We start from the raw sequence: 18,694 nt of genomic DNA on the forward strand, positions 1-18,694 counted from the left end.
CGAGCGGCTTTGCCCAGGTCAACGCGCATTGTGTCGCGCAGCCGAATCAAACCTAGCCGATTTTGGTGTTAGACGGAACACAACCGGTGACCTAGCTTCGGGGCACCGGGATCGCGGTGCGGCGCTCGCGGGCCCCGACCGCCGCGGTGGTGAATCCAACGGTGTGCCAACGGGTTTCGCCTGCCATCGCAGCGGGCGCCCGCATTCGGTGGGACGGAGCCAGTGCGATGAGACGTCTTTCGGAACAGGAGAGGATGGGCCGCAGAGCGGGCATCGCCTCGTTCGTCGGCACCAGCATCGAGTGGTACGACTTCTACATCTACGGCACCGCCTCCGCGCTGGTGTTCGGCAAGCTGTTCTTCCCGGTGGTCACCCCCGCGATCGGCGTGCTGGTGTCGTTCGCGACGTTCTGGGTCGGCTTCCTGGCCCGCCCGCTGGGCGGCATCATCTTCGGCCACCTCGGCGACCGGGTGGGCCGCAAGAAGGCGCTGATCACGACGCTGCTGCTGATGGGCATCACCACCGTGGCCATCGGCCTGCTGCCCACCTACGCCACGATCGGCATCGCCGCGCCGATCCTGCTGGTGCTGCTGCGCGTCGTGCAGGGCCTGGCCGTCGGCGGCGAGTGGGGCGGCGCGGTGCTCATCGCCACCGAGCACGCCCCGAAGGGCCGCAGCATCATCTCCGGTTCCTGGGCCCAGCAGGGCTCGCCGTCCGGCCAGATCCTGTCCTCGCTGGCCTTCACCCTCGTCTCGCAGCTGCCCGACGACGCCTTCTACAGCTGGGGCTGGCGCATCCCGTTCCTGGCCTCGGCGGTGCTGGTGGTGCTGGGGCTGGTGATCCGGCTGAGCATCTCGGAGTCGCCGCAGCTGACCCGGCTCAAGGAGACCGGGCAGGTCGCGAAGTTCCCGCTGCTGGACACCTTCCGCCACCACACCGGTCTCGTGGTGCTCGGCGTGTTCGCCTGCGCCATCGTGTTCTCCGCGTCGTACTTCAAGAACACCTTCGCGGTGTCGTGGGCGACCAACGAGCTCGGGTTCGAGCGCGAGACGTTCATGACCGTGGTGCTCATCGCCAGCATCACCCAGTTCTTCGTGCAGCCCTTCGGCGCGGTGCTGGCCAGCAAGTTCGGCGTGCGCAAGATCGTCACGATCCTGCTGGTCGCCGAGCTGCCGGTGATGCCGCTGATGTTCCTGCTGATCAGCACCGGCAGCTTCGCCTGGTCGGTGGTCGGCATGGTGGCCGCGACGCTGCCGCACGTGATGTTCTACTCGATCCTCGCCGGTGTGCTGGCCGACGCCTTCCCGGCGCGCGTGCGCTACACGGCGATCTCGCTGTCCTACGGCCTGGCCGGGACGCTGCTCGGCGGCACCACCCCGATGATCGGCCAGCTGCTGCTGACCGCCTCCGGCTCGATCCTGCCGGTGATCGGCTGGGCGGTGGTCACCGTGCTGATGTCGCTGGTCGGCGTCCGAGTCCTGCTGACCCGCTCCGCGCACCAGGCGGCCGCGGAGTCCCCGGAAACCGCAACCTCCGGCGTCAAAGCCGGTGACGAGTGATTGGTGGCTCGATGGATCCGAACGTGTTCGACGACGTGCTGCGCACGGTGCGCGATTTCGTCCGCGACGAGGTGGTGCCCGCCGAGGACGAGATCGAGCGGACCGACGCGATCCCGGAGCGGCTGCGCGCCACCGCGGCGGACATGGGGCTGTTCGGCTTCGCGCTGCCGGAGGAGCACGGCGGGCTCGGCCTGTCGATGAGCGAGGACGTGCGGCTGGCGATGGAACTGGGCCACACCGTCCCGGCGTTCCGGTCGATGTTCGGCACCAACAACGGCATCGCCGGGCAGGTGATCGTCAAGTACGGCACCGAGGAGCAGAAGCAGCGGTGGTTGCCGCGGCTGGCCGCCGGGGAGGCGATCGCCTCCTTCGCGCTCACCGAGGACGGCGCGGGTTCGGACCCGAGCTCGGTGCGCACCAAGGCGGTCCGCGACGGCGAGCACTACGTGCTGTCCGGCGCGAAGCGGTTCATCACCAACGCCCCGCACGCCGACGTGCTGGTGGTCTTCGCGCGGACCGGGGAGGACGTGCACGGGGGCATCTCGGTGTTCCTGGTCGAGACCGGGCTGGACGGGGTCCGGATCGGGCCGCCGAACGCGAAGATGGGCCAGGCCGGGGCGCACACCGCCGAGGTGTTCTTCGACGACGTGCGGGTACCCGCCTCGGCGCTGGTCGGCGGGCAGGAGGGCACCGGGTTCACCGCCGCGATGTCCTCGCTGACCCGCGGTCGGCTGCACATCGCGGCGATCTGCGTGGGGCTGGCCGGGCGGATCGTCGAGGAATCGGTGCGCTTCGCCGCCGAGGCCGAGCAGGGCGGCAAGCCGATCAGCCGGTTCCAGCTGGTGCAGGCGCTGCTGGCCGAGTCGCAGGCGGAGTACTACGCGGGCCGGTCGATGGTGCTGGAAGCGGCGCGCGAGTACGACTCCGGTGCGGACACCCGGCTGGCGCCCTCGTGCGCGAAGTTGTTCTGCAGCGAGATGGTCTCCCGGGTGGCCGACCGCGCGGTGCAGGTGCACGGCGGGTCCGGGTACATGCGCGGGGTCCCGGTGGAGCGCTTCTACCGCGATTCCCGGGTGTTCCGCATCTACGAGGGCACCAGCGAGATCCAGAAGCTGATCATCGCCAAGCAGCTCCTGCGCCAGTTCGCCTGACCGGTCCCGACCCCACCCACCGCGAGGAGGATTTCCGTGGCCGCTGCCGCCAACTCCGCGATCCAGCGCTTGCTGCACCCCCGGTCGATCGCCGTCCTGGGCGCCTCGGACAACCCGATCAAGTTGTCCGGGCGGCCGATCGAGCTGATGAAGCGGTTCGGCTACACCGGTCGGCTGCTGCCGATCAACGCCCGGCGCGCCGAGGTCCAGGGCCTGCCCGCCTACCGCGGGCTGGACGAGGTCGACGGCGAGATCGACCTGGCCATGGTGATGCTGCCCGCGGACAAGGTCGTCGACGGGCTGCGCGCCTGCGCCGCCCGCGGCATCCCGGCGGCGATCGTCGGCGCGTCCGGCTTCGCCGAGATCGGTCCGCGCGGCGAGCACCTGCAGCGGCAGCTGGCGGAGGTCATCGCCGAGACCGGCATCCGGGTGCTCGGGCCGAACTGCCTGGGCATGTTCAACCTGCGCGACCGCGCGATGCCGACCTTCACCTCCGCGATGGACGACACCTCGGAGCTGGTCGACGGGCCGGTGGCCTTCGTCAGCCAGAGCGGCGCCTTCGGCACCTTCATCTTCAGCGCGGCGCAGAACGCCGGGCTGGGCATCTCGCACTTCCTCAACACCGGCAACGAGGCCGACCTGTCGGTGGCCGAGGTGCTGGGCGGGCTGGTGGAGACCGACGGGGTCGACGTGCTGATGGCCTACCTGGAAGGCGTGCACCGGGGCCGGGAGCTGCTGGCGGTGGCGCGCCGGGCGGACGAGCTGGACAAGCCGATCCTGCTGGTCAAGGTCGGCAGCTCCGAGGCAGGGGCCCGCGCCGCCCAGTCGCACACCGCCTCGCTGGCCGGGGAGGACGCCGTGTTCGACGGCGCGGCCCGCCAGCACGGCATCGTCCGGCTGGCCGGGCAGGAGCAGCTGCTGGACACCGCGCAGGTCTTCGCCAACGGGCGGCGCGCCCGCGGTCGGCGGCTGAGCACGCTGTCGCTGTCCGGCGGCGCCGGTGTGCTGATGGCCGACGTGGCCAGCGACAACGGCCTGCTGGTGCAGCCGTGGGACGAGGCGTGGCAGCAGCGGATGGCCGAGGTGATCCCGGCGTACGGGTCGCCGCGCAACCCGATCGACCTGACCGCGACGCTGATCAGCGACCCAGACCTGCTGCGCCGCGGCCTCGACGTCGCGGTCCAGCACCCGGGCACGGACATGATCGCGGTGCTGCTGGGCAACGCCGACAACGCCTCCGAGCAGCTGATCGACGCCATCGAGCAGGCCCACCGGGCCACCGACCGCCCGCTGGTGGTGGTGTGGACCGGGGGCAGCGGACGTCCCCGGCGACGGCTGCAGGAGCTGGGCATCCCGTGCTTCACCGACCCCGGCCGGGCCGCCGCCGCGCTGGGCAAGCTGGCCGACTTCTCCCTGCGCCCGCCACTTCCCTCGCCGGAGCGGCCGGACGACATCGACGACCAGGTGGTCCGCGCGATCGTCCAGGACGCCCGGGACCAGGGCCGCGCCCAGCTCGACGAGCACGAGTCGAGCCGCCTGATCGCCGCCTACGGCATCCCGTGCGCGGGCGCGTTCCCCGCCGCGACACCGGATGCGGCGGTCGCCGCCGCGCACGACCTCGGCGGCCCGGTGGCGGTCAAGCTGCTGTCCGACCGCATCGGGCACAAGTCCGACGTCGGCGGGGTGCGGCTGGGCCTGACCGACGACGCGGAGATCCGCGCGGCAGCCGGGGAACTGCTCGACATCGCCCGCGGTGCCGGGGATCCCGGGGCGCGGCTGCTGGTGCAGCGGATGGCCGGTGGCGGCACCGAGCTCATCGCGGGCATCAAGCACGACCCGGCGTTCGGGCCGGTCGTGGTGGTCGGGTTCGGCGGGGTGCTGGTGGACGTGCTCGCCGACAGCCAGGTCGGCGTCGCACCGCTGGACGCCGCTGCCGCCGAGCGCCTGCTGCTCTCGCTGCGCGGCAGCCGCCTGTTCGGCGAGGTGCGCGGCAAACCGGCGCGGGATCTCGCCGCCGCGGCCGACGCGGTGGCGCGCCTGTCCTGGCTGGCCCACGACCTGGCCGACGACATCGCCGAGCTCGACGTCAACCCGCTGCTGCTCGACGAGGCGGGCAAGGGCGTCGTCGCGGTGGACTGCCTGGCGGTCCTGAACCCCGCCGAATGACCGAACCCGACCGGCGTCCTCACGTCCGCGGCACCGGGAAACCGCAGTTTCAATTGAAACTGTGATCCGTCGTGGGTGGAGATCGCAGTTTCAGTTGAAACTGCGGATCCTCCGGTGGGCCGCGGGAGGGGTGTCCGGTCTGATCCGAAGGAAGGTGTGGAGGAATTGAGCGAAGTGAGGTCTCCGGCCGGGGCTGCGCCCGAGGCCGTGTTCCGGGACGGGCTGGCCGCCGGCGAGCTGCGGTTCCAGCGCTGCCGGGCGTGCTCGGCGGCGGTGTTCCAGCCGCGCGTGCTGTGCCCGGGGTGCGGCAGCGACGACCTGGCCTGGCAGCGCAGCAGCGGGCGCGGGGCCGTCTACTCCACGACCGCGGTGCGGGGCCGCGAGGGCGTGCACAACGTCGCGCTGATCGACCTCGACGAGGGCTTCCGCATGATGTCGCGGGTCGAGGGCGTCGACGCCGACCGGGTGCTGATCGGCACCCGGGTCGGGCTGGCCGTGGTCGAGCAGGACGGGGAACCGGTCGCGGTGTTCCGGGAGGAGATCTCATGACCTTGCGCGGCACCACGGCGGTGGTCGGCGTGGCCGAATCGGATCTCGGGCAGGTCGCGCCGGGGTTGACCCCGCTGGACCTGGCCGGGCAGGCGACGGTGCGCGCGCTGGCCGACGCCGGGCTGAAGAAGTCCGATGTGGACGGTCTGTTCACCGCCTCCTCCTACTACCCGATGTCGGGCATGGACACCGCCGAGTACCTGGGCATCCGGCCGAAGTACGTGGACGGCTCGACCATCGGCGGCAGCTCGTTCGTCTCGCACCTGCTGCACGCCGCGGCGGCGATCGACGCCGGGCTGATCAGCACGGCGCTGATCGTCTACGGCAGCACCCAGCGCTCCGACGGCGGACGCCTCGTCTCGCCGTCCAAGCCCAACCCGTACGAAGCGCCCTACCGGGCCCGCCACCCGATCAGCATGTACGCGATGGCGACCGCCCGGCACATGCACCAGTACGGCACCACCCGCGAGCAGCTGGCCGACGTGGCGGTGGCCGCCCGGCGGTGGGCGCAGCTCAACCCGGTGGCGTTCGCGCGCGATCCGCTGACCCGCGAGGACGTGCTGGCAGCGCGGATGATCAGCGACCCGCTGACCAAGCTGGACTGCTGCCTGGTCACCGACGGCGGCGGCGCGGTGGTGCTGACCAGCGCCGAGCGCGCCCGCGACCGGCCCGGCCAGCCGGTGTTCCTGCTCGGCGCGGGCGAGGCCACCTCGCACCGCAGCATCTCGGCGATGCCGGACCTTACGGTCACCGCGGCGGCCGAGTCCGGCGGCCGGGCGTTCGCGATGGCCGGGCTCGGGCCGCAGGACGTCGACGTGGTGGAGCTCTACGACGCCTTCACCATCAACCCGGTGCTGTTCCTGGAGGACCTCGGGTTCTGCGCGAAGGGCGAGGGCGGCGAGTTCGTCTCCGAGGGCCGCATCGCGCCGGGCGGCGAGCTCCCGGTGAACACCAACGGCGGCGGCCTGTCCTACTGCCACCCCGGCATGTACGGGATCTTCACCATCATCGAGGCGGTACGGCAGCTGCGCGGCGAGTGCGGCGCGCGGCAGGTCCAGGACGCGGACGTGGCGCTCGCGCACGGCAACGGCGGTGTGCTGTCCAGCCAGGTCACCGCGATCTTCGGCACGGAAAGCGCGCTGTGAGGGCGCCCGAGCACTGTGGAGGTTTGCTGATGCTGCAGGACAAGGTCGCGGTGATCACCGGCGGCGCCAAGGGAATCGGGTACGCGATCGCGGAGAACTTCGTGTCCCAGGGCGCGAAGGTGGTGCTCGCCGACATCGACGGGGACCGCGCGAAGCAGTCCGCGGAGGCGCTGGACGGCACCGCGCTCGGCGTGGCCTGCGACGTGACCGACCCGGACGCGGTGCAGGCGGCGGTCGAGGCGGCCACCGGCGAGTTCGGCTCGCTGGACGTGATGGTCAACAACGCGGGCATCACCCGCGACGCCACGATGCGCAAGATGACCCTGGACGACTTCGAGGCGGTGCTGGACGTGCACGTCAAGGGCGCCTGGCTGGGCACCCGAGCCGCGGCGGCGGTGATGCGCGAGCAGGGCAGCGGCGCGATCGTGAACATCTCGTCGATCTCCGGCAAGGTCGGCATGATCGGCCAGACCAACTACAGCGCGGCCAAGGCGGGCATCGTCGGCCTGACCAAGGCGGCGGCCAAGGAGGTCGCGCACAAGGGCGTGCGGGTCAACGCGGTGCAGCCGGGCCTGATCCGCACCGACATGACCGCGGCGCTGCGCGAGGACGTCTGGAACGCCAAGCTCCAGGAGATCCCGATGCAGCGCGCGGGCGAGCCCGCCGAGGTGGCCAACGTGGTGCTGTTCCTGGCCTCCGACCTGTCGTCCTACATGACGGGCTGCGTCCTGGAGATCACCGGCGGCCGCCACCTCTGACGCCGGACGAGGAGGCGCCGTCCGCCGGGCGGCGCCTCCCGCTGGCGGACCGCCTCAGTCGCGGGGCGGTTCGGCGTGCCCGTCGAGCTCGGCGAGGATGGCGTGGGTGTGCTCGCCGACCTCCGGGATCGGGTCCATGCGCGGTTCCCGCCCCGGCACCGTCACCGGGGGCAGCAGGGTGCGCAGCGGACCGGCCGGGGAGTCGACCTCGCGCCAGCGGTCGCGCGCCGCCAGCTGCGGGTGGTCGGCGAACTCCGCCACGGTGCGCATCCGGGCGTTGGCGATGCCGACCCGCTCCAGCCGCTGCTCGATCTCCGCGCTGCTCAGCGCCGCGAACACCGCCTCGACCGCGACCTGCAGCTCGAAGACGTTGGCCACCCGCTTCGGGTTGGCGTCGAACCGCGGATCGGTGGCCAGCTCCGGCTGCTCCAGCACCTGCTCGCAGAACTTCACCCATTCCCGCTCGTTCTGCACGCCGAGGAAGACCTGTCCCCCGTCGCCGGCGGCGAACGGCCCGTAGGGCGCGATGGCGGCGTGCCGCGCCCCGGCCCGCACAGGAGCCGTGCCGCCGTAATAGCCGTAGTAGTACGGGAAACCCATCCACTCGCCCAGCGCGTCGAACAGCGACACCTCGAAGGCCGTGCCGCGCCCGGTGCGCTCGCGCTCGTACAGCGCGGTGAGCACTCCGGTGTAGGCGTACATGCCACCGGCGATGTCGGCGGTGGAGATGCCGGTCTTGGCCGGTTCCTCCGGGGTCCCGGTGATGGAGACCAGCCCGGTCTCGCACTGGATCAGCAGGTCGTAGGCCTTCTTGTCGCGGTACGGCCCGGAGCTGCCGTAGCCGGAGAGGTCGCAGACGATCAGCCGCGGGTCCTTCTCCCGCAGCTCCGCGGCCCCCAGCCCGAGCCGGGCCGCCGCGCCCGGCGCGAGGTTCTGCACGAACACGTCCGCGCGGGCCAGCAGCTTGTCCATCACCTCGCGGTCGGCCGCCGCCTTGAGGTCCAGGACGATGCTCTCCTTGTTGCGGTTGAGCCAGACGAAGTGGCTGGACAGCCCCTTCACCGAGGTGTCGTAGCCGCGGGCGAAGTCCCCGGTCGGGCGCTCCACCTTGATCACCCGCGCGCCGAGATCGGCCAGCTGCCGAGTGGCGAACGGGGCGGCGACCGCCTGCTCCAGGGACACCACGGTCACGCCTTCCAGCGGAAGCATCGACCCGCTCTCCTTCCCGCCGCGCGGATTTGTACGGCCAATCGCAGGTCAGCATTGCCCGGCCACTCCCGACGTGTCAATGCCGTCCCGCACCGTCCGGACAACTATGGCCGTACATATTCTCGCCGGTCATTGACCGTGCAAAACAACTATTGACCGGTCAATTGGCGGCAAGCTAGATTCCACCTCGTGGCAACCCCGGCGTACCTGCGCATCCGCACCGAACTGGAGCAGCGGATCCGCTCCGGCGCGCTGCCGCCCGGCAGCCGGTTGCCCACCGAGGCCGAGCTTCAGCAGCAGCACTCGGTCAGCCGCGCGACCGCGCAACGGGTCCTGACCGAGCTGGCGCAGGCCGGGCTGGTGGAGCGCCACCGGCGGCGCGGCACCTTCGTCGCCGAAGGGGCGCGGCAGGAGAACCTGCTGCGCGTGGTGAACCCGACGTTGCGGGGCCCGGAGATCCCGGGCCGGCACGCCGTGGACTCGGCGTCGGTGATCCCGGCGCGCGATGCCGACGTCGAACTGCCCGGCGTGCCCGACGACGCGCCGGTGAACCAGCTGCGGCGGCTGAAGTTCGACGTGGACGACAACCCGATCGCCGTGGAGCTCTCCGCCGTCCCGTTCTCGCTGGCACCACGAATGCTGGACGAGGACCTGGCCCACCTGACCGTGCACGACTACTTCGCCCGCACCGGCGTCCCGGCCGCCAAGTCCCGGGTCTACATCGACCCGGTCCTGCTCGACGAGGCCACCGCCACCCGGTTGCGCCTGGCGCCGGGCGGAGCGGTGATCCGGCTCCGCCGGTTGACCTGGCTGACCGACGGCAAGCTCGCCGAGGCCATGTGGCACATCATCCGCCCGGACCTCGTCGAGTTCTTCATCGAGCAGACCGTTCTGTCCACACCGGACTCCTGACGCACCCGGTCGGTTTCCCCGGAAACCGGCGATTCACCCGCACCACGCTCCCTCGGTGCCCCCTGCCCGAAAAACCCTGTTCCTGGAGCGACCATGAGCCGACCTCGTGTCGCAGTGATCGGCACCGGAGTCATCGGTGCCACGACCACCTGGCAGCTGGCCCGGCGCGGCGCCGACGTGCTGGCCTTCGACACCTACTCCCCCGGCCACGACCGCGGCGCCTCCGCCGGGGAATCGCGCATCTTCCGCACCGCCTACAAGGAGGGCTCGAACTACGTCCCGCTGCTCCGACGGGCCGGACAGCTGTGGCGCGAGCTCGAAACGACCGCGAGCGCCGAGCTGCTGACGATGTGCGGCGGTCTGACCATCGGACCGGCCGACCACCCCGACGTCCAGGCCGTGCAGCAGTGCGCCGAAGAGCACGACCTCGACCACGAGGTGCTCGACGCCGACCTGGCCCGAAAGCGCTTCCCGCAGCACCGGATCGACGACGACGAGGTCATGGTGCTCGACCCGGCCGCGGGCGTGCTCCGCCCCGAACCCGCGGTGCAGGCCGCGCTGCGCGCCGCGGCGGAGGCAGGCGCGAAGATCCTCCCCTACCATCAGATCACCGAGGTCGCCGAGACCGCGCAAGGTTGGCGAATCACCAGCGCGGGCAAGGACTTCGACGTCGACCACGTGGTGTTCGCGCCCGGCCCGTGGGCGCACCGCCTGGAACCGCTGCGCTCGCTGCCGATCGAGGTCCGGCGGATCACCGCCTGCTGGTTCGCCGCGCACGACCCCGCCGCGCACCGGCCGGACCGGCTGCCGATCGCGATCCGCCGCCACCGGGAAGCCGGGTTCTCCTGCTTCCCGCTGCTGGACGGGGTTTCCATCAAGATCGTGCCGCACCACCTGGGCTGGCCCGCCCTGCCGGACCCGGACGAGCTGCCCCGCAGCGCCGAGCCGGAGTTCGCCCGCGCGGCGTCGGCCGCCGCGCAGCGGCTGCTGCCCGGCGTCACGCCCCACCCGGTGCGCATCGGCACCTTCGCCGAGGGGTTCACCCCGGACGAGCACGCCCTGCTGGGCCCGCTGCCCGGCCACCGCAACGCCACCGTCATGACCGGGTTCTCCGGCCACGGCTTCAAGCTCGCCCCGGTCTTCGGCGAGATCGGTGCCGACCTCGCGCTGCGCGGGAGCACCGAGCACGACATCACCCAGCTGGCCCCCCACCGCTTCGCGCGCGCGTGACCACCGGAGGCGAACCATGCCCACAGGATCCACCGGACAGATCATCGGGATCATCGTCGCCAGCCTGCTGGTGATCGGCTTCGGCATCGGCATGTCCGTCTACTTCGGACGGAAGGCGAAGAACTCGCAGGACTGGCTGTCGGCGGGCGAGTCGCTGCCGCTGATCGTGGTGATCATCACCCAGTTCGCCACCGCCACCGGCGGCGGGGTGCTGATCGCGCACGTCGGCATCGGCTACAAGTCCGGCTGGTCGGTGTTCATCTACGAGGGCTGCGTGCTGATCGGCTTCCTCGTGCTGATGCTGATCGCGAAGTGGTTGCGGCAGCAGCGCTTCACCACCGTGCCGGACATCATCACCAGGCTGTTCGGGCAGCACAAGCTGGTCACCGCGATCGCCGCGATCGCCGCCCTGGTGGTGCCGTTCGGCTGGCTGGCCACCCAGTTCGTCGCCTTCGCGCAGCTCTTCGGCCAGCTCACCGGGGTCTCGCCGACCGCGCTGATCCTGCTGATCATGGTGGCGTCGCTGCTGTTCGTGCTGCCGGGCGGGCTGACCTCGGTGGCCTGGACCGACTTCGTGTTCGGCATCTTCATGATCGCAATGTCGCTGGGCGTGGCGGCCTACGCCGTCCACCTGGCCGGTGGCTGGGGCCAGATCACCGCGACCGTGCCGCAGCGGTTGTGGGGCTGGGAGGGCTTCACCGCCGTCGGCTGGGAGCAGATCTGGCTGTGGATCGCCGCGATCCTGCCCGGCACGCTCACCAACCAGCTCTACTACCAGCGCGTCTTCGCCACCAAGAAGGTCTCCGACGCGCGCCGCGGCCTCGGCCTGTCCGGCCTGACCATGCTCATCGGCGGCATCTACGCCGGGTGCATCGGACTGGCCGTGCACTCGATGAACCCGGGCCTGACCAACGAGGAGGACGCCGCGGGCTGGCTGCTGACCCAGCTGCCGACCTGGCTGGTGATCGTCTTCGGCGCTTTCCTGGTGTCGACGATCGTGTCCACCACCGGCGCCGCGCTGCAGTCCGTGGTGGCCAACCTGACCCGCGACGTGTACCAGAACATCGTCGGCAAGGAGCAGGGCGAGCGGCAGACGGTCTCGCTGTCCCGGATGATCACCGTCGGGGTGTCGGTCCTGGCCGCGGTGCTGGCGATCCTGTTCCCCAAGGCGCTGACCTGGCTGGTCGCCACCTACGCCTACTCGGCGGCCGCGCTGGCCGCACCCATCTTCCTCGGCTACGCGCTGCACAAGCGCCGCCGCCTCACCCCGGCCGCCGCGATCGCCAGCATGCTCACCGGCATCGTCGGCTGCGCCGTGGCGCAGGTGCTCGACACCACCGTCCCGTACGCGGTGTACGGCATCGGCGCGTCGACGGTGGTGCTGCTGGTGATCGCGCTCGCCACGCCGGGGAAGCCCAGTGCAGATGTCCGCAGCGAACTCGTGAGGGAAGAAGCATGAAGATCGCCGTGATCGGCCTCGGTGTGCTCGGGGCCAGCACCGCGCGCGCGTTGGCGCTGGCCGGGGCGGAGGTGACGGTCTTCGAACGAACCGCACCGCTGGCCGGGACCACCGGGACGTCGTTCGCCTGGACCAACTCGCACAGCAAGAACCCGCGCTCCTACCACGACCTCAACGTCGCGGGCATGGCCGAGCACGCCGAGCTGGCGGCCGAGCCCGGGGCGAACTGGTTGGTGCGCAACGGGAATCTGGAGTGGGCCCAGGACGCGGCGGGCGCGGAGCGCCTGGCCGCCTCGGTCGCCGAGCTGACCGGGCGGGACTACCCGGTGGACTGGATCACCCCGGAGCAGGCCCGCGAGCTGGTGCCCGACCTGCGGGTCCCGGACGGGGTCCGCGACATCGCCCACTACCCCACCGAGGGCCACGTGTTCCCGGCGCTGCTGGTGGCACGCCTGTGGGGCGAGGCGCGGGAGCGCGGCGCCGAGCTCCGCTGCCCCGCCGAGGCGCTCGGCGTGTCCGAAGTGGACGGCATGGCGCGGGTCGAGTTGTCCGGCGGGACAGCCGATTTCGACGCGGTGGTGCTCGCGACCGGTCGCTGGACCGAAGCGCTGACCGCCTCGGCCGGGTACCGGGTTCCGATGGCGGACCCGGACGCGGCGGGCTCGGCCGCGGTCGGCCTGCTCGGCTACACCCGGCCGGTCGCCACCCGGCTGGACCGGGTCCTGACCACGCCGCACCTCAACGTCCGCCCGGACGGCGCGGGACGGCTGATCGTGCAGGGCCTGGACCTCGACGCGCACGCGGACCCGGCCAACCCGCCGTCCCCGGACGGCGACCACGCCCGGACCCTGTGCCGCCGCCTGAACGACCTGCTGGCGGGTACCGAGGGCGCGAGCCTGGAATCCCTGCGGGTCGGCCAGCGCTCGATGCCCGCCGACGGCCTCACCGTCGCCGGGTTCCTCGGCGACAGCGGCAAGATCTACACCCTCGCCACCCACAGCGGCATCACCCTGGGCCCGCTCCTCGGCCGTCTGGCCGCCCGGGAGCTGCTCACCGGCGACCAGGAGGATTCGCTGGCCGACTTCCGCCCCCAGCGGCTGATCGGCCAGTCCGACCTCCCGCCCCTGGAACCGGCCCGCTTCGCCGGTCAGCAGTGACCCGCGGGGTCGCGATCGCGAGATCGCGGCCCCTCCGGCGGGTCAGGCGAGGTGGCGGCGGAGGAAGTCGAGGGTGCGCGGCCAGGCCGTGCGGGCCGAGTCCTCGTGGTACGAGGCCGGGTTCTGGTCGTTGAAGAACGCGTGACCGGCCGGGTAGAAGTAGATCTGCGGGCGGACCGGGGACTGCTGCTGGATCTTGTCCCGCAGCTCGCCGACCGCGTCCACGCTGATCGTCCGGTCGTACTCGCCGAAGTGGCACAGCACCGGCGCGGTGAGCCCGGAGAAGTCGGTCTCGGCCACCGAGGGCAGGCCGTAGAACGGCACCACCGCCCCGACGCGGTCGCCCTGCTGCGCGCCCAGCACGATCGCGAACTTCCCGCCCATGCAGAACCCGACCACGCCGACCGAGGAGCTGGTCACCTGCTCGTGCTTGAGCAGGAAGTCGACCGCGCCCGCGAGGTCGCGGGCCGCCCGGTCAACCGGCAGCTCCTGCATCAGCCGCGCGGCCTCCTTGCCGTCGTGCGTGGTGCGCCCGCCGTAGAGGTCCGGGGCCAGCGCGACGAACCCCTCCGCCGCCAGCCGGTCCGCCACGTCCGCGACGTGGTCGGTCAGCCCCCACCACTCCTGGATCACCACGACGCCCGGACCGCTGCCGGACGGCGTCGCCAGGTATCCGTGCGCGGTGCGCCCGTTGCTGGGGAAGCTGACGTTCTGGTGCGGATTCGTCACCGTGGCACTCCTCTGACCGGACCTCTGAGCCGACCGGCACATGGTCGCGCCGGGCCAGGCTGATCGCACGTGCTCAGGTCCGGGGCGTCCCAGCCCCGGCCAAGATCAACACGGTATCGACCCCCGGCCCGCCTGCCAAGCCCCGCCTCCCGCCGCATCGACCAGGTGGTGGATGCGGTGGATCCCGGGGTGGACACCGGGAACCGACCGGCCCGCCGATGCCGGGCCGCCGCCCGGACCAGCATCGTCGAACGCATGTCCTCCCTCCCGACCGGCACCGGCCCGGTCCGCCTCCAGGAACGCGCCCTCGCCCCGGACCTGGCCCGCGGCGCGATGCTCGCGCTGATCGCGCTGGTCAACTCGACGATCTACCTCCATGCCCGCCCGTACGGCCTGAAGCAGCACATCGTCGAGGACGGGCTGCTCGACCGGATCACCAGCGCGCTGGTCGTGGTGTTCGCCGACGGGCGCGCCTACCCGATGTTCGCCGCGCTGTTCGCCGCCGGAGCCGTGCAGGTGCTGCAGCGCTCCGGGCCCCGGGTCCTGCGCCGCCGCTGCTGGTGGATGCTGGCGTTCGGGCTGGTCCACGCGGTGCTGCTGTTCCCCGGTGACGTGCTGGGTCTTTACGGCGTGGTGGGTTTCGCGATCGCCGCCTCGACGCGGATCCGGGAGCGCACCCTGCTGATCGCCGCCGCGTGCTGGCTGGTGGTCGTGGCGGTGGTCCAGGGAGCCGTCAACGCGATGCCACCGGCCGGGGATCACCGGTCCTACTTCTGGTCCTTCGCCGTCGAGTCCCCGCTGGAGGCCTTCGCCCTCCGACCGCTGGAATGGCTGATGACGCCGTTCGGGATGCTCGGCGTGGTGAGCGCAGCGCTCGTCGGCATCTGCATCGGCCGGCGCGGGCTGCTGACCGATCCGGCGCGGTACCGCACCGCGCTGGTCCGCACCGCGGTCGGCGGGCTCTCCGCCGCGGTGCTCGGCGGCCTGCCGATGGGGCTCGCCGTGGGCGGGTTCTGGGCACCGCCGAACCTCGCCGTCACGTGGGCGGCCTCAGCCGTGCACGTGGTGACCGGCGTTGCCGGTGGGCTCGGCTACGCGGCGCTGATCGGCCTGCTGGCGATCCGGCTGGACGACCGGCGCGGTCCGGTGGTGCGGGCGATCAGCGCCTGCGGGCAGCGATCGCTGAGCTGCTACCTGTTCCAGTCCGCCGTCTTCGTGGCGCTGCTGATGCCGTTCACGCTGGGCCTGGGCGCGACGCTGGGTTCGGCCGAGGTCGCGCTGCTGGCGCTGGGCACCTGGCTGGTCTCGGTGCTGCTCGCCGAAATCCTGCGGCGCGCGGGCAAACCCGGTCCGGCGGAGACCTTGCTGCGCCACCTGACCCGCCGGAATCTGCCAGACTCGGCAGCGTGACCTTGGTCGAGGAACAGCGCGTCGTCCAGCACCAGCGGACCTGGGACAGGATCTGGACGCTGGCGCCGTACGGGCTGCTCGGCGTGGCGTGCGCGGTGTCGCTGCTCAACGCGACCGGTTGGCAGCACCAGTCGGTCACGCTGGTCATCGCGGCAGGTCTGGGGCTGTGGCACTGGTGGTTCGTGGTGGCGCACCCGGACTGGTGCGAGCGCCGAACCTGGCTCATGGCCCTGTACTTTCTCGGCCTGCTGGCGCTGACCACGCTGCTGGTGATGCGCAGCAGCAGTTTCCAGCTCTTCGTCCCGGCCTGCTACGTGCTCGCCTTCGTCACGCTTCCCGGCTGGTACGCCTACGCCGGTGCCGTGCTCGCGGGCGCGCCCTGGCTGGTGGTGCCGGAGACGAACGTTCCGCTGACCCTGCTCAACCTCGCGACCGTCACCCCGCTGGCGGCGCTGATCGGCTGGGCGATCCGGGCGATGGAGCGCGAGGCGGACCGGCGGCACGAGGTCAACACCCGGCTGGCCGCGGCGCTGGCCGAGAACGCCCGGCTGCACGAAGTGCTGGTCGAACGGGCGAAAGCCGCGGCCGCGGCCGAAGAGCGCGCCCGGCTGGCCCGCGAGATCCACGACACCGCGGCCCAGGGGCTGACCGGCATCGTCACCCAGCTCGAAGCCGCTGAGGAGCTGTCCCCGGCCGAACCGGTCCGCGATCGGCTGGGCAAGGCCCGGCAGCTCGCGCGCACCAGCTTGACCGAGGTCCGCCGCTCGATCGAAGCGCTGCGCCCCGGCCCGCTGGAGAACACCCGGCTGGCCGAAGCGGTCTCGAACACCGCGACCGCGTGGCACGAGCAGCACGGCGTCCCGACCGAGTTCACCCTGACCGGGACGCCGCGCCCCGCACCGGCGGAGACCGAGGTGGTCGTGCTGCGCGCCGCGCAGGAAGCCCTGTCCAACATCGGCAAGCACGCCCGGGCGGGACGGGTGGACGTCACGCTGTCCTACATGGACGATCTGCTGGTGCTGGACGTGCGCGACGACGGAACGGGTTTCGACGTCAACGCCGCGTCCGGGTTCGGGCTGACCGCGCTGCGCGAGCGGGTGGGGCAGCTCGCCGGTTCCGCGGAGATCGAGTCCGCGCCGGGCGCCGGAACCGCGCTCAGCGTCGCCGTTCCGCTGGGAGGCACCCGATGAACCGGTTGAAGCTCGTCGTCGTCGACGACCACCCCGTGGTGCGCGACGGGTTGCGCGCGATGCTCGGCACCCAACCCGATTTCGAGGTGGTCGGCGAAGCGGCGAGCGGCGCCGAAGCGCTGGCCGTGGTCGCCGCGGCGGAACCCGACGTGGTGCTGACCGATCTGCGGATGCCGGACCCGAGCGGCGCCGAGCTGATCCGGCTGCTGCGGGCGCGGTTCGCCGCAGCGCGGGTCCTGGTGCTGACCACGCACGACACCGATTCCGACGTGCTGCCCGCGATCGAGGCGGGCGCCATCGGCTACCTGCTCAAGGACACCCCGCGCGAGGAGCTGTTCCGAGCGGTGCGCGCTGCGGTGCGGGACGAGTCCGTCCTCTCGCCGCCGGTCGCCGCCAAGCTGCTCAGCAGGATCCGCCCGGCGCCCGCGAACACCGAGCTCAGCGCCCGGGAACGCGAGATCGTCGGGCTCGTCGCGCGCGGCCGGACCAACCGGGAGGTGGCGGCCGACCTGCACATCAGCGTGGCGACGGTGAAGACCCACCTGCTGCACGTCTACGCCAAGCTCGGCGTGCCGGACCGCGCCGCCGCGGTGGCCGCCGCCTACGACCGGGGGCTGCTCGACCCGCGGTGATCAGTCGGCGATGACCTGGTCGAGCACGGCGGTGAACGCCTCGCGGTCCACCGTCGCCGGGTCCTGGGCCAGCCAGCTGCCGATCTCGCGGACGAACTGCCCCGGGGTCATCGGCGAGACCTGCCCGTCCTGCTCGACGGTGGTCACCTCACCGGAGCGGCTCGGGTAGATCAGCACCGCCCCGCGCACCTCGACGCCCGGCAGCAGCTCCTCGAACGCCTCGACGCCCTCGGCCAGCCGGGTCGCACCGCCGCGGAAGGGGTGGCCGTTGCGCCACAGCGTGCCCTCCTCGTCGGCCGTGTAGTGGCCGGGCAGCCAGGTCTTGGACTCCACCAGCACGAGCCGCCGCCCGCACAGCACCGCGTGGTCGATGTCCTCGAAGACCGAGCCGGGCCAGGCCAGGCCGTGGAACACCCGCACCCCGGGCAGCCGGGTCAGGTACTTGGCGCACAGCTCGGCGGTCAGCTGCTGCGCCCGGTTCTCCGGATCGCCGGTGCCGCGCAGCCCGAAGATCCGGCTGCTGTCGAACTCCGCGGCGAACATCCGGTCGGCCCGGTGCGCCCGGATGTGCCTGCGCAGCAGCACCACGATCACCGCGCCGGAGGCCACCAGCAGCCCGAGCCAAGCGGCCAGCAGCGCTGCGGACAGCTCCACGGCCAGCCCGGCGAGCAGCAGCAGCGACCAGCCGCCCACCAGCGCGAGGGTGGGGGCGCGCTCCGGCCCGGTCACCGGCAGGTAGCGGATGCGCGCGTCCGGGTCGACGCCGTCCCACCACGCGATGTCGTCCAGGCGCAGCCGGGGCAACCGCGGCACGTAGTTCGGGTCGTCGCCGAAGGTCCGCCGGGGACGGCGGGCGGTCCGCTGCGGCCGGGGCTTCTCCGCCCGGTCGGCGCCGCCGTCGTAGCTCGCGCGGCGCACCGGGTCGTTGAGGGTCTCGTACGCCTCCTGCAGCAGGCGGAACGTGCCCGCGGTGCCGCCGACGTCGGGGTGCATGCTGCGGGCCAGCGTCCGGTACGCGGACTTGATCTCCGAGGCGGTCGCATCGCGCTTCACGCCGAGCAGCTCGTAATAGTCGACCCCGCGCACGGCCCTCCTGCCTCCCACGACTGCGCGGTCATGATAGGGCTTGCGCCGAAGGCAAGATCAACCGCGGTCGGCTGTTTCGTCGGCGAGTTCGGCGATCTCCTGCCCCCGGGTGACCTCGGCGCCGTCGGCGAGCAGGAACCGCGTCACCGTGCCCGGGTTGTCGACCTTGACCGGGTTGTAGGTCTTGACCGCCTCGATCACGGCGATGGTCTGGCCCGCGTCGACGTGCCCGCCCTCGCGCACGTACGGGTCGGCCTCCGGAGCGGGTCGCCGGTAGAAGACGCCCGGCTGCTGCGCCTTGACTGTGGACATGCTGGTTACGGTGCCCGCAACGGGCCCCGATCGCACCCCG

At 72.0% G+C, this 18,694-nt stretch carries 17 protein-coding genes; 13 read left to right on the forward strand and 4 right to left on the reverse strand.

Features of this window, described 5'->3' with window-relative positions:
- Positions 1-254 precede the first annotated feature (254 nt).
- The 6 genes from F1721_RS29255 to fabG all read left to right on the forward strand — a co-directional run bounded on the left by F1721_RS29255 (position 255) and on the right by fabG (position 7,328).
- Positions 255-1,559, forward strand: a complete 1,305-nt coding sequence (locus F1721_RS29255; protein WP_150070045.1) for an MFS transporter — start codon at positions 255-257, stop codon at positions 1,557-1,559.
- An 11-nt stretch (positions 1,560-1,570) separates the two neighbouring features.
- Positions 1,571-2,710: an acyl-CoA dehydrogenase family protein gene (locus F1721_RS29260; protein ID WP_150070046.1), complete on the forward strand. Its 1,140-nt coding sequence runs from the start codon at positions 1,571-1,573 to the stop codon at positions 2,708-2,710.
- Positions 2,711-2,746: 36 nt separating this feature from the next.
- On the forward strand, positions 2,747-4,876 hold the full coding sequence (locus F1721_RS29265) for an acetate--CoA ligase family protein (RefSeq protein WP_150070047.1): 2,130 nt from the start codon (positions 2,747-2,749) through the stop codon (positions 4,874-4,876).
- 174 nt (positions 4,877-5,050) lie between these two features.
- Positions 5,051-5,425 (forward strand): Zn-ribbon domain-containing OB-fold protein, encoded by a 375-nt coding sequence (locus tag F1721_RS29270; protein ID WP_246155391.1) that lies wholly within the window; start codon positions 5,051-5,053, stop codon positions 5,423-5,425.
- Entirely contained in the window at positions 5,422-6,570 is a 1,149-nt protein-coding gene (locus F1721_RS29275; RefSeq protein WP_150070049.1) for a thiolase, read from the forward strand. The genes F1721_RS29270 and F1721_RS29275 overlap by 4 nt, the downstream gene beginning before the upstream one ends.
- Positions 6,571-6,599: 29 nt before the next feature.
- Positions 6,600-7,328 carry a 3-oxoacyl-ACP reductase FabG gene (gene fabG, locus F1721_RS29280; RefSeq protein ID WP_246155381.1) on the forward strand — a complete coding sequence of 243 codons (729 nt, stop codon included), beginning with the start codon at positions 6,600-6,602 and terminating at the stop codon, positions 7,326-7,328.
- A gap of 54 nt (positions 7,329-7,382) precedes the next feature.
- Here the strand turns inward: fabG and F1721_RS29285 are convergent, their stop codons facing one another.
- Positions 7,383-8,537 (reverse strand): CaiB/BaiF CoA transferase family protein, encoded by a 1,155-nt coding sequence (locus tag F1721_RS29285; protein WP_150070051.1) that lies wholly within the window; start codon positions 8,535-8,537, stop codon positions 7,383-7,385.
- Between the two features lie 189 nt (positions 8,538-8,726).
- On the opposite strand from F1721_RS29285, the gene F1721_RS29290 reads away from it, so the two are divergent.
- The 4 genes from F1721_RS29290 (at position 8,727) to F1721_RS29305 (ending at position 13,295) form a co-directional block, all read left to right on the forward strand.
- The gene (locus tag F1721_RS29290; protein WP_150070052.1) at positions 8,727-9,449 is read left to right on the forward strand and encodes a GntR family transcriptional regulator; all 723 of its coding nucleotides are present in this window, start codon (positions 8,727-8,729) and stop codon (positions 9,447-9,449) included.
- 93 nt (positions 9,450-9,542) lie between these two features.
- Positions 9,543-10,679, forward strand: a complete 1,137-nt coding sequence (solA, locus tag F1721_RS29295) for an N-methyl-L-tryptophan oxidase (RefSeq protein ID WP_150070053.1) — start codon at positions 9,543-9,545, stop codon at positions 10,677-10,679.
- A gap of 16 nt (positions 10,680-10,695) precedes the next feature.
- On the forward strand, positions 10,696-12,138 hold the full coding sequence (locus tag F1721_RS29300) for a sodium:solute symporter family protein (RefSeq protein WP_150070054.1): 1,443 nt from the start codon (positions 10,696-10,698) through the stop codon (positions 12,136-12,138).
- Positions 12,135-13,295, forward strand: a complete 1,161-nt coding sequence (locus F1721_RS29305; RefSeq protein ID WP_150070055.1) for an NAD(P)/FAD-dependent oxidoreductase — start codon at positions 12,135-12,137, stop codon at positions 13,293-13,295. The genes F1721_RS29300 and F1721_RS29305 overlap by 4 nt, the downstream gene beginning before the upstream one ends.
- Positions 13,296-13,337: 42 nt before the next feature.
- Here the strand turns inward: F1721_RS29305 and F1721_RS29310 are convergent, their stop codons facing one another.
- Positions 13,338-14,024, reverse strand: coding sequence for a dienelactone hydrolase family protein (locus F1721_RS29310; protein WP_211840682.1), 687 nt, complete (start codon positions 14,022-14,024; stop codon positions 13,338-13,340).
- Positions 14,025-14,279: 255 nt separating this feature from the next.
- On the opposite strand from F1721_RS29310, the gene F1721_RS29315 reads away from it, so the two are divergent.
- From F1721_RS29315 to F1721_RS29325, 3 genes are read left to right on the forward strand one after another with little or no spacing between them, the layout of a single operon-like run.
- Positions 14,280-15,434 carry a DUF418 domain-containing protein gene (locus F1721_RS29315; protein ID WP_150070056.1) on the forward strand — a complete coding sequence of 385 codons (1,155 nt, stop codon included), beginning with the start codon at positions 14,280-14,282 and terminating at the stop codon, positions 15,432-15,434.
- A complete protein-coding gene (locus F1721_RS29320) occupies positions 15,431-16,624 on the forward strand; it encodes a sensor histidine kinase (protein ID WP_150070057.1) in 1,194 nt (397 codons plus the stop codon). The genes F1721_RS29315 and F1721_RS29320 overlap by 4 nt, the downstream gene beginning before the upstream one ends.
- On the forward strand, positions 16,621-17,256 hold the full coding sequence (locus F1721_RS29325; protein WP_150070058.1) for a response regulator: 636 nt from the start codon (positions 16,621-16,623) through the stop codon (positions 17,254-17,256). Before F1721_RS29320 ends, F1721_RS29325 begins: the two co-directional genes overlap by 4 nt.
- Here the strand turns inward: F1721_RS29325 and F1721_RS29330 are convergent, their stop codons facing one another.
- Together F1721_RS29330 and F1721_RS29335 are read right to left on the reverse strand one after the other, a co-directional pair.
- On the reverse strand, positions 17,257-18,342 hold the full coding sequence (locus tag F1721_RS29330; protein ID WP_150070059.1) for a J domain-containing protein: 1,086 nt from the start codon (positions 18,340-18,342) through the stop codon (positions 17,257-17,259). It abuts the gene before it with no gap.
- 57 nt (positions 18,343-18,399) lie between these two features.
- On the reverse strand, positions 18,400-18,654 hold the full coding sequence (locus F1721_RS29335) for a biotin/lipoyl-containing protein (RefSeq protein ID WP_150070060.1): 255 nt from the start codon (positions 18,652-18,654) through the stop codon (positions 18,400-18,402).
- Positions 18,655-18,694: the final 40 nt, after the last annotated feature.

The sequence above is a fragment of the Saccharopolyspora hirsuta genome, assembly GCF_008630535.1.
In the GTDB taxonomy this organism is placed as follows: domain Bacteria; phylum Actinomycetota; class Actinomycetes; order Mycobacteriales; family Pseudonocardiaceae; genus Saccharopolyspora; species Saccharopolyspora hirsuta.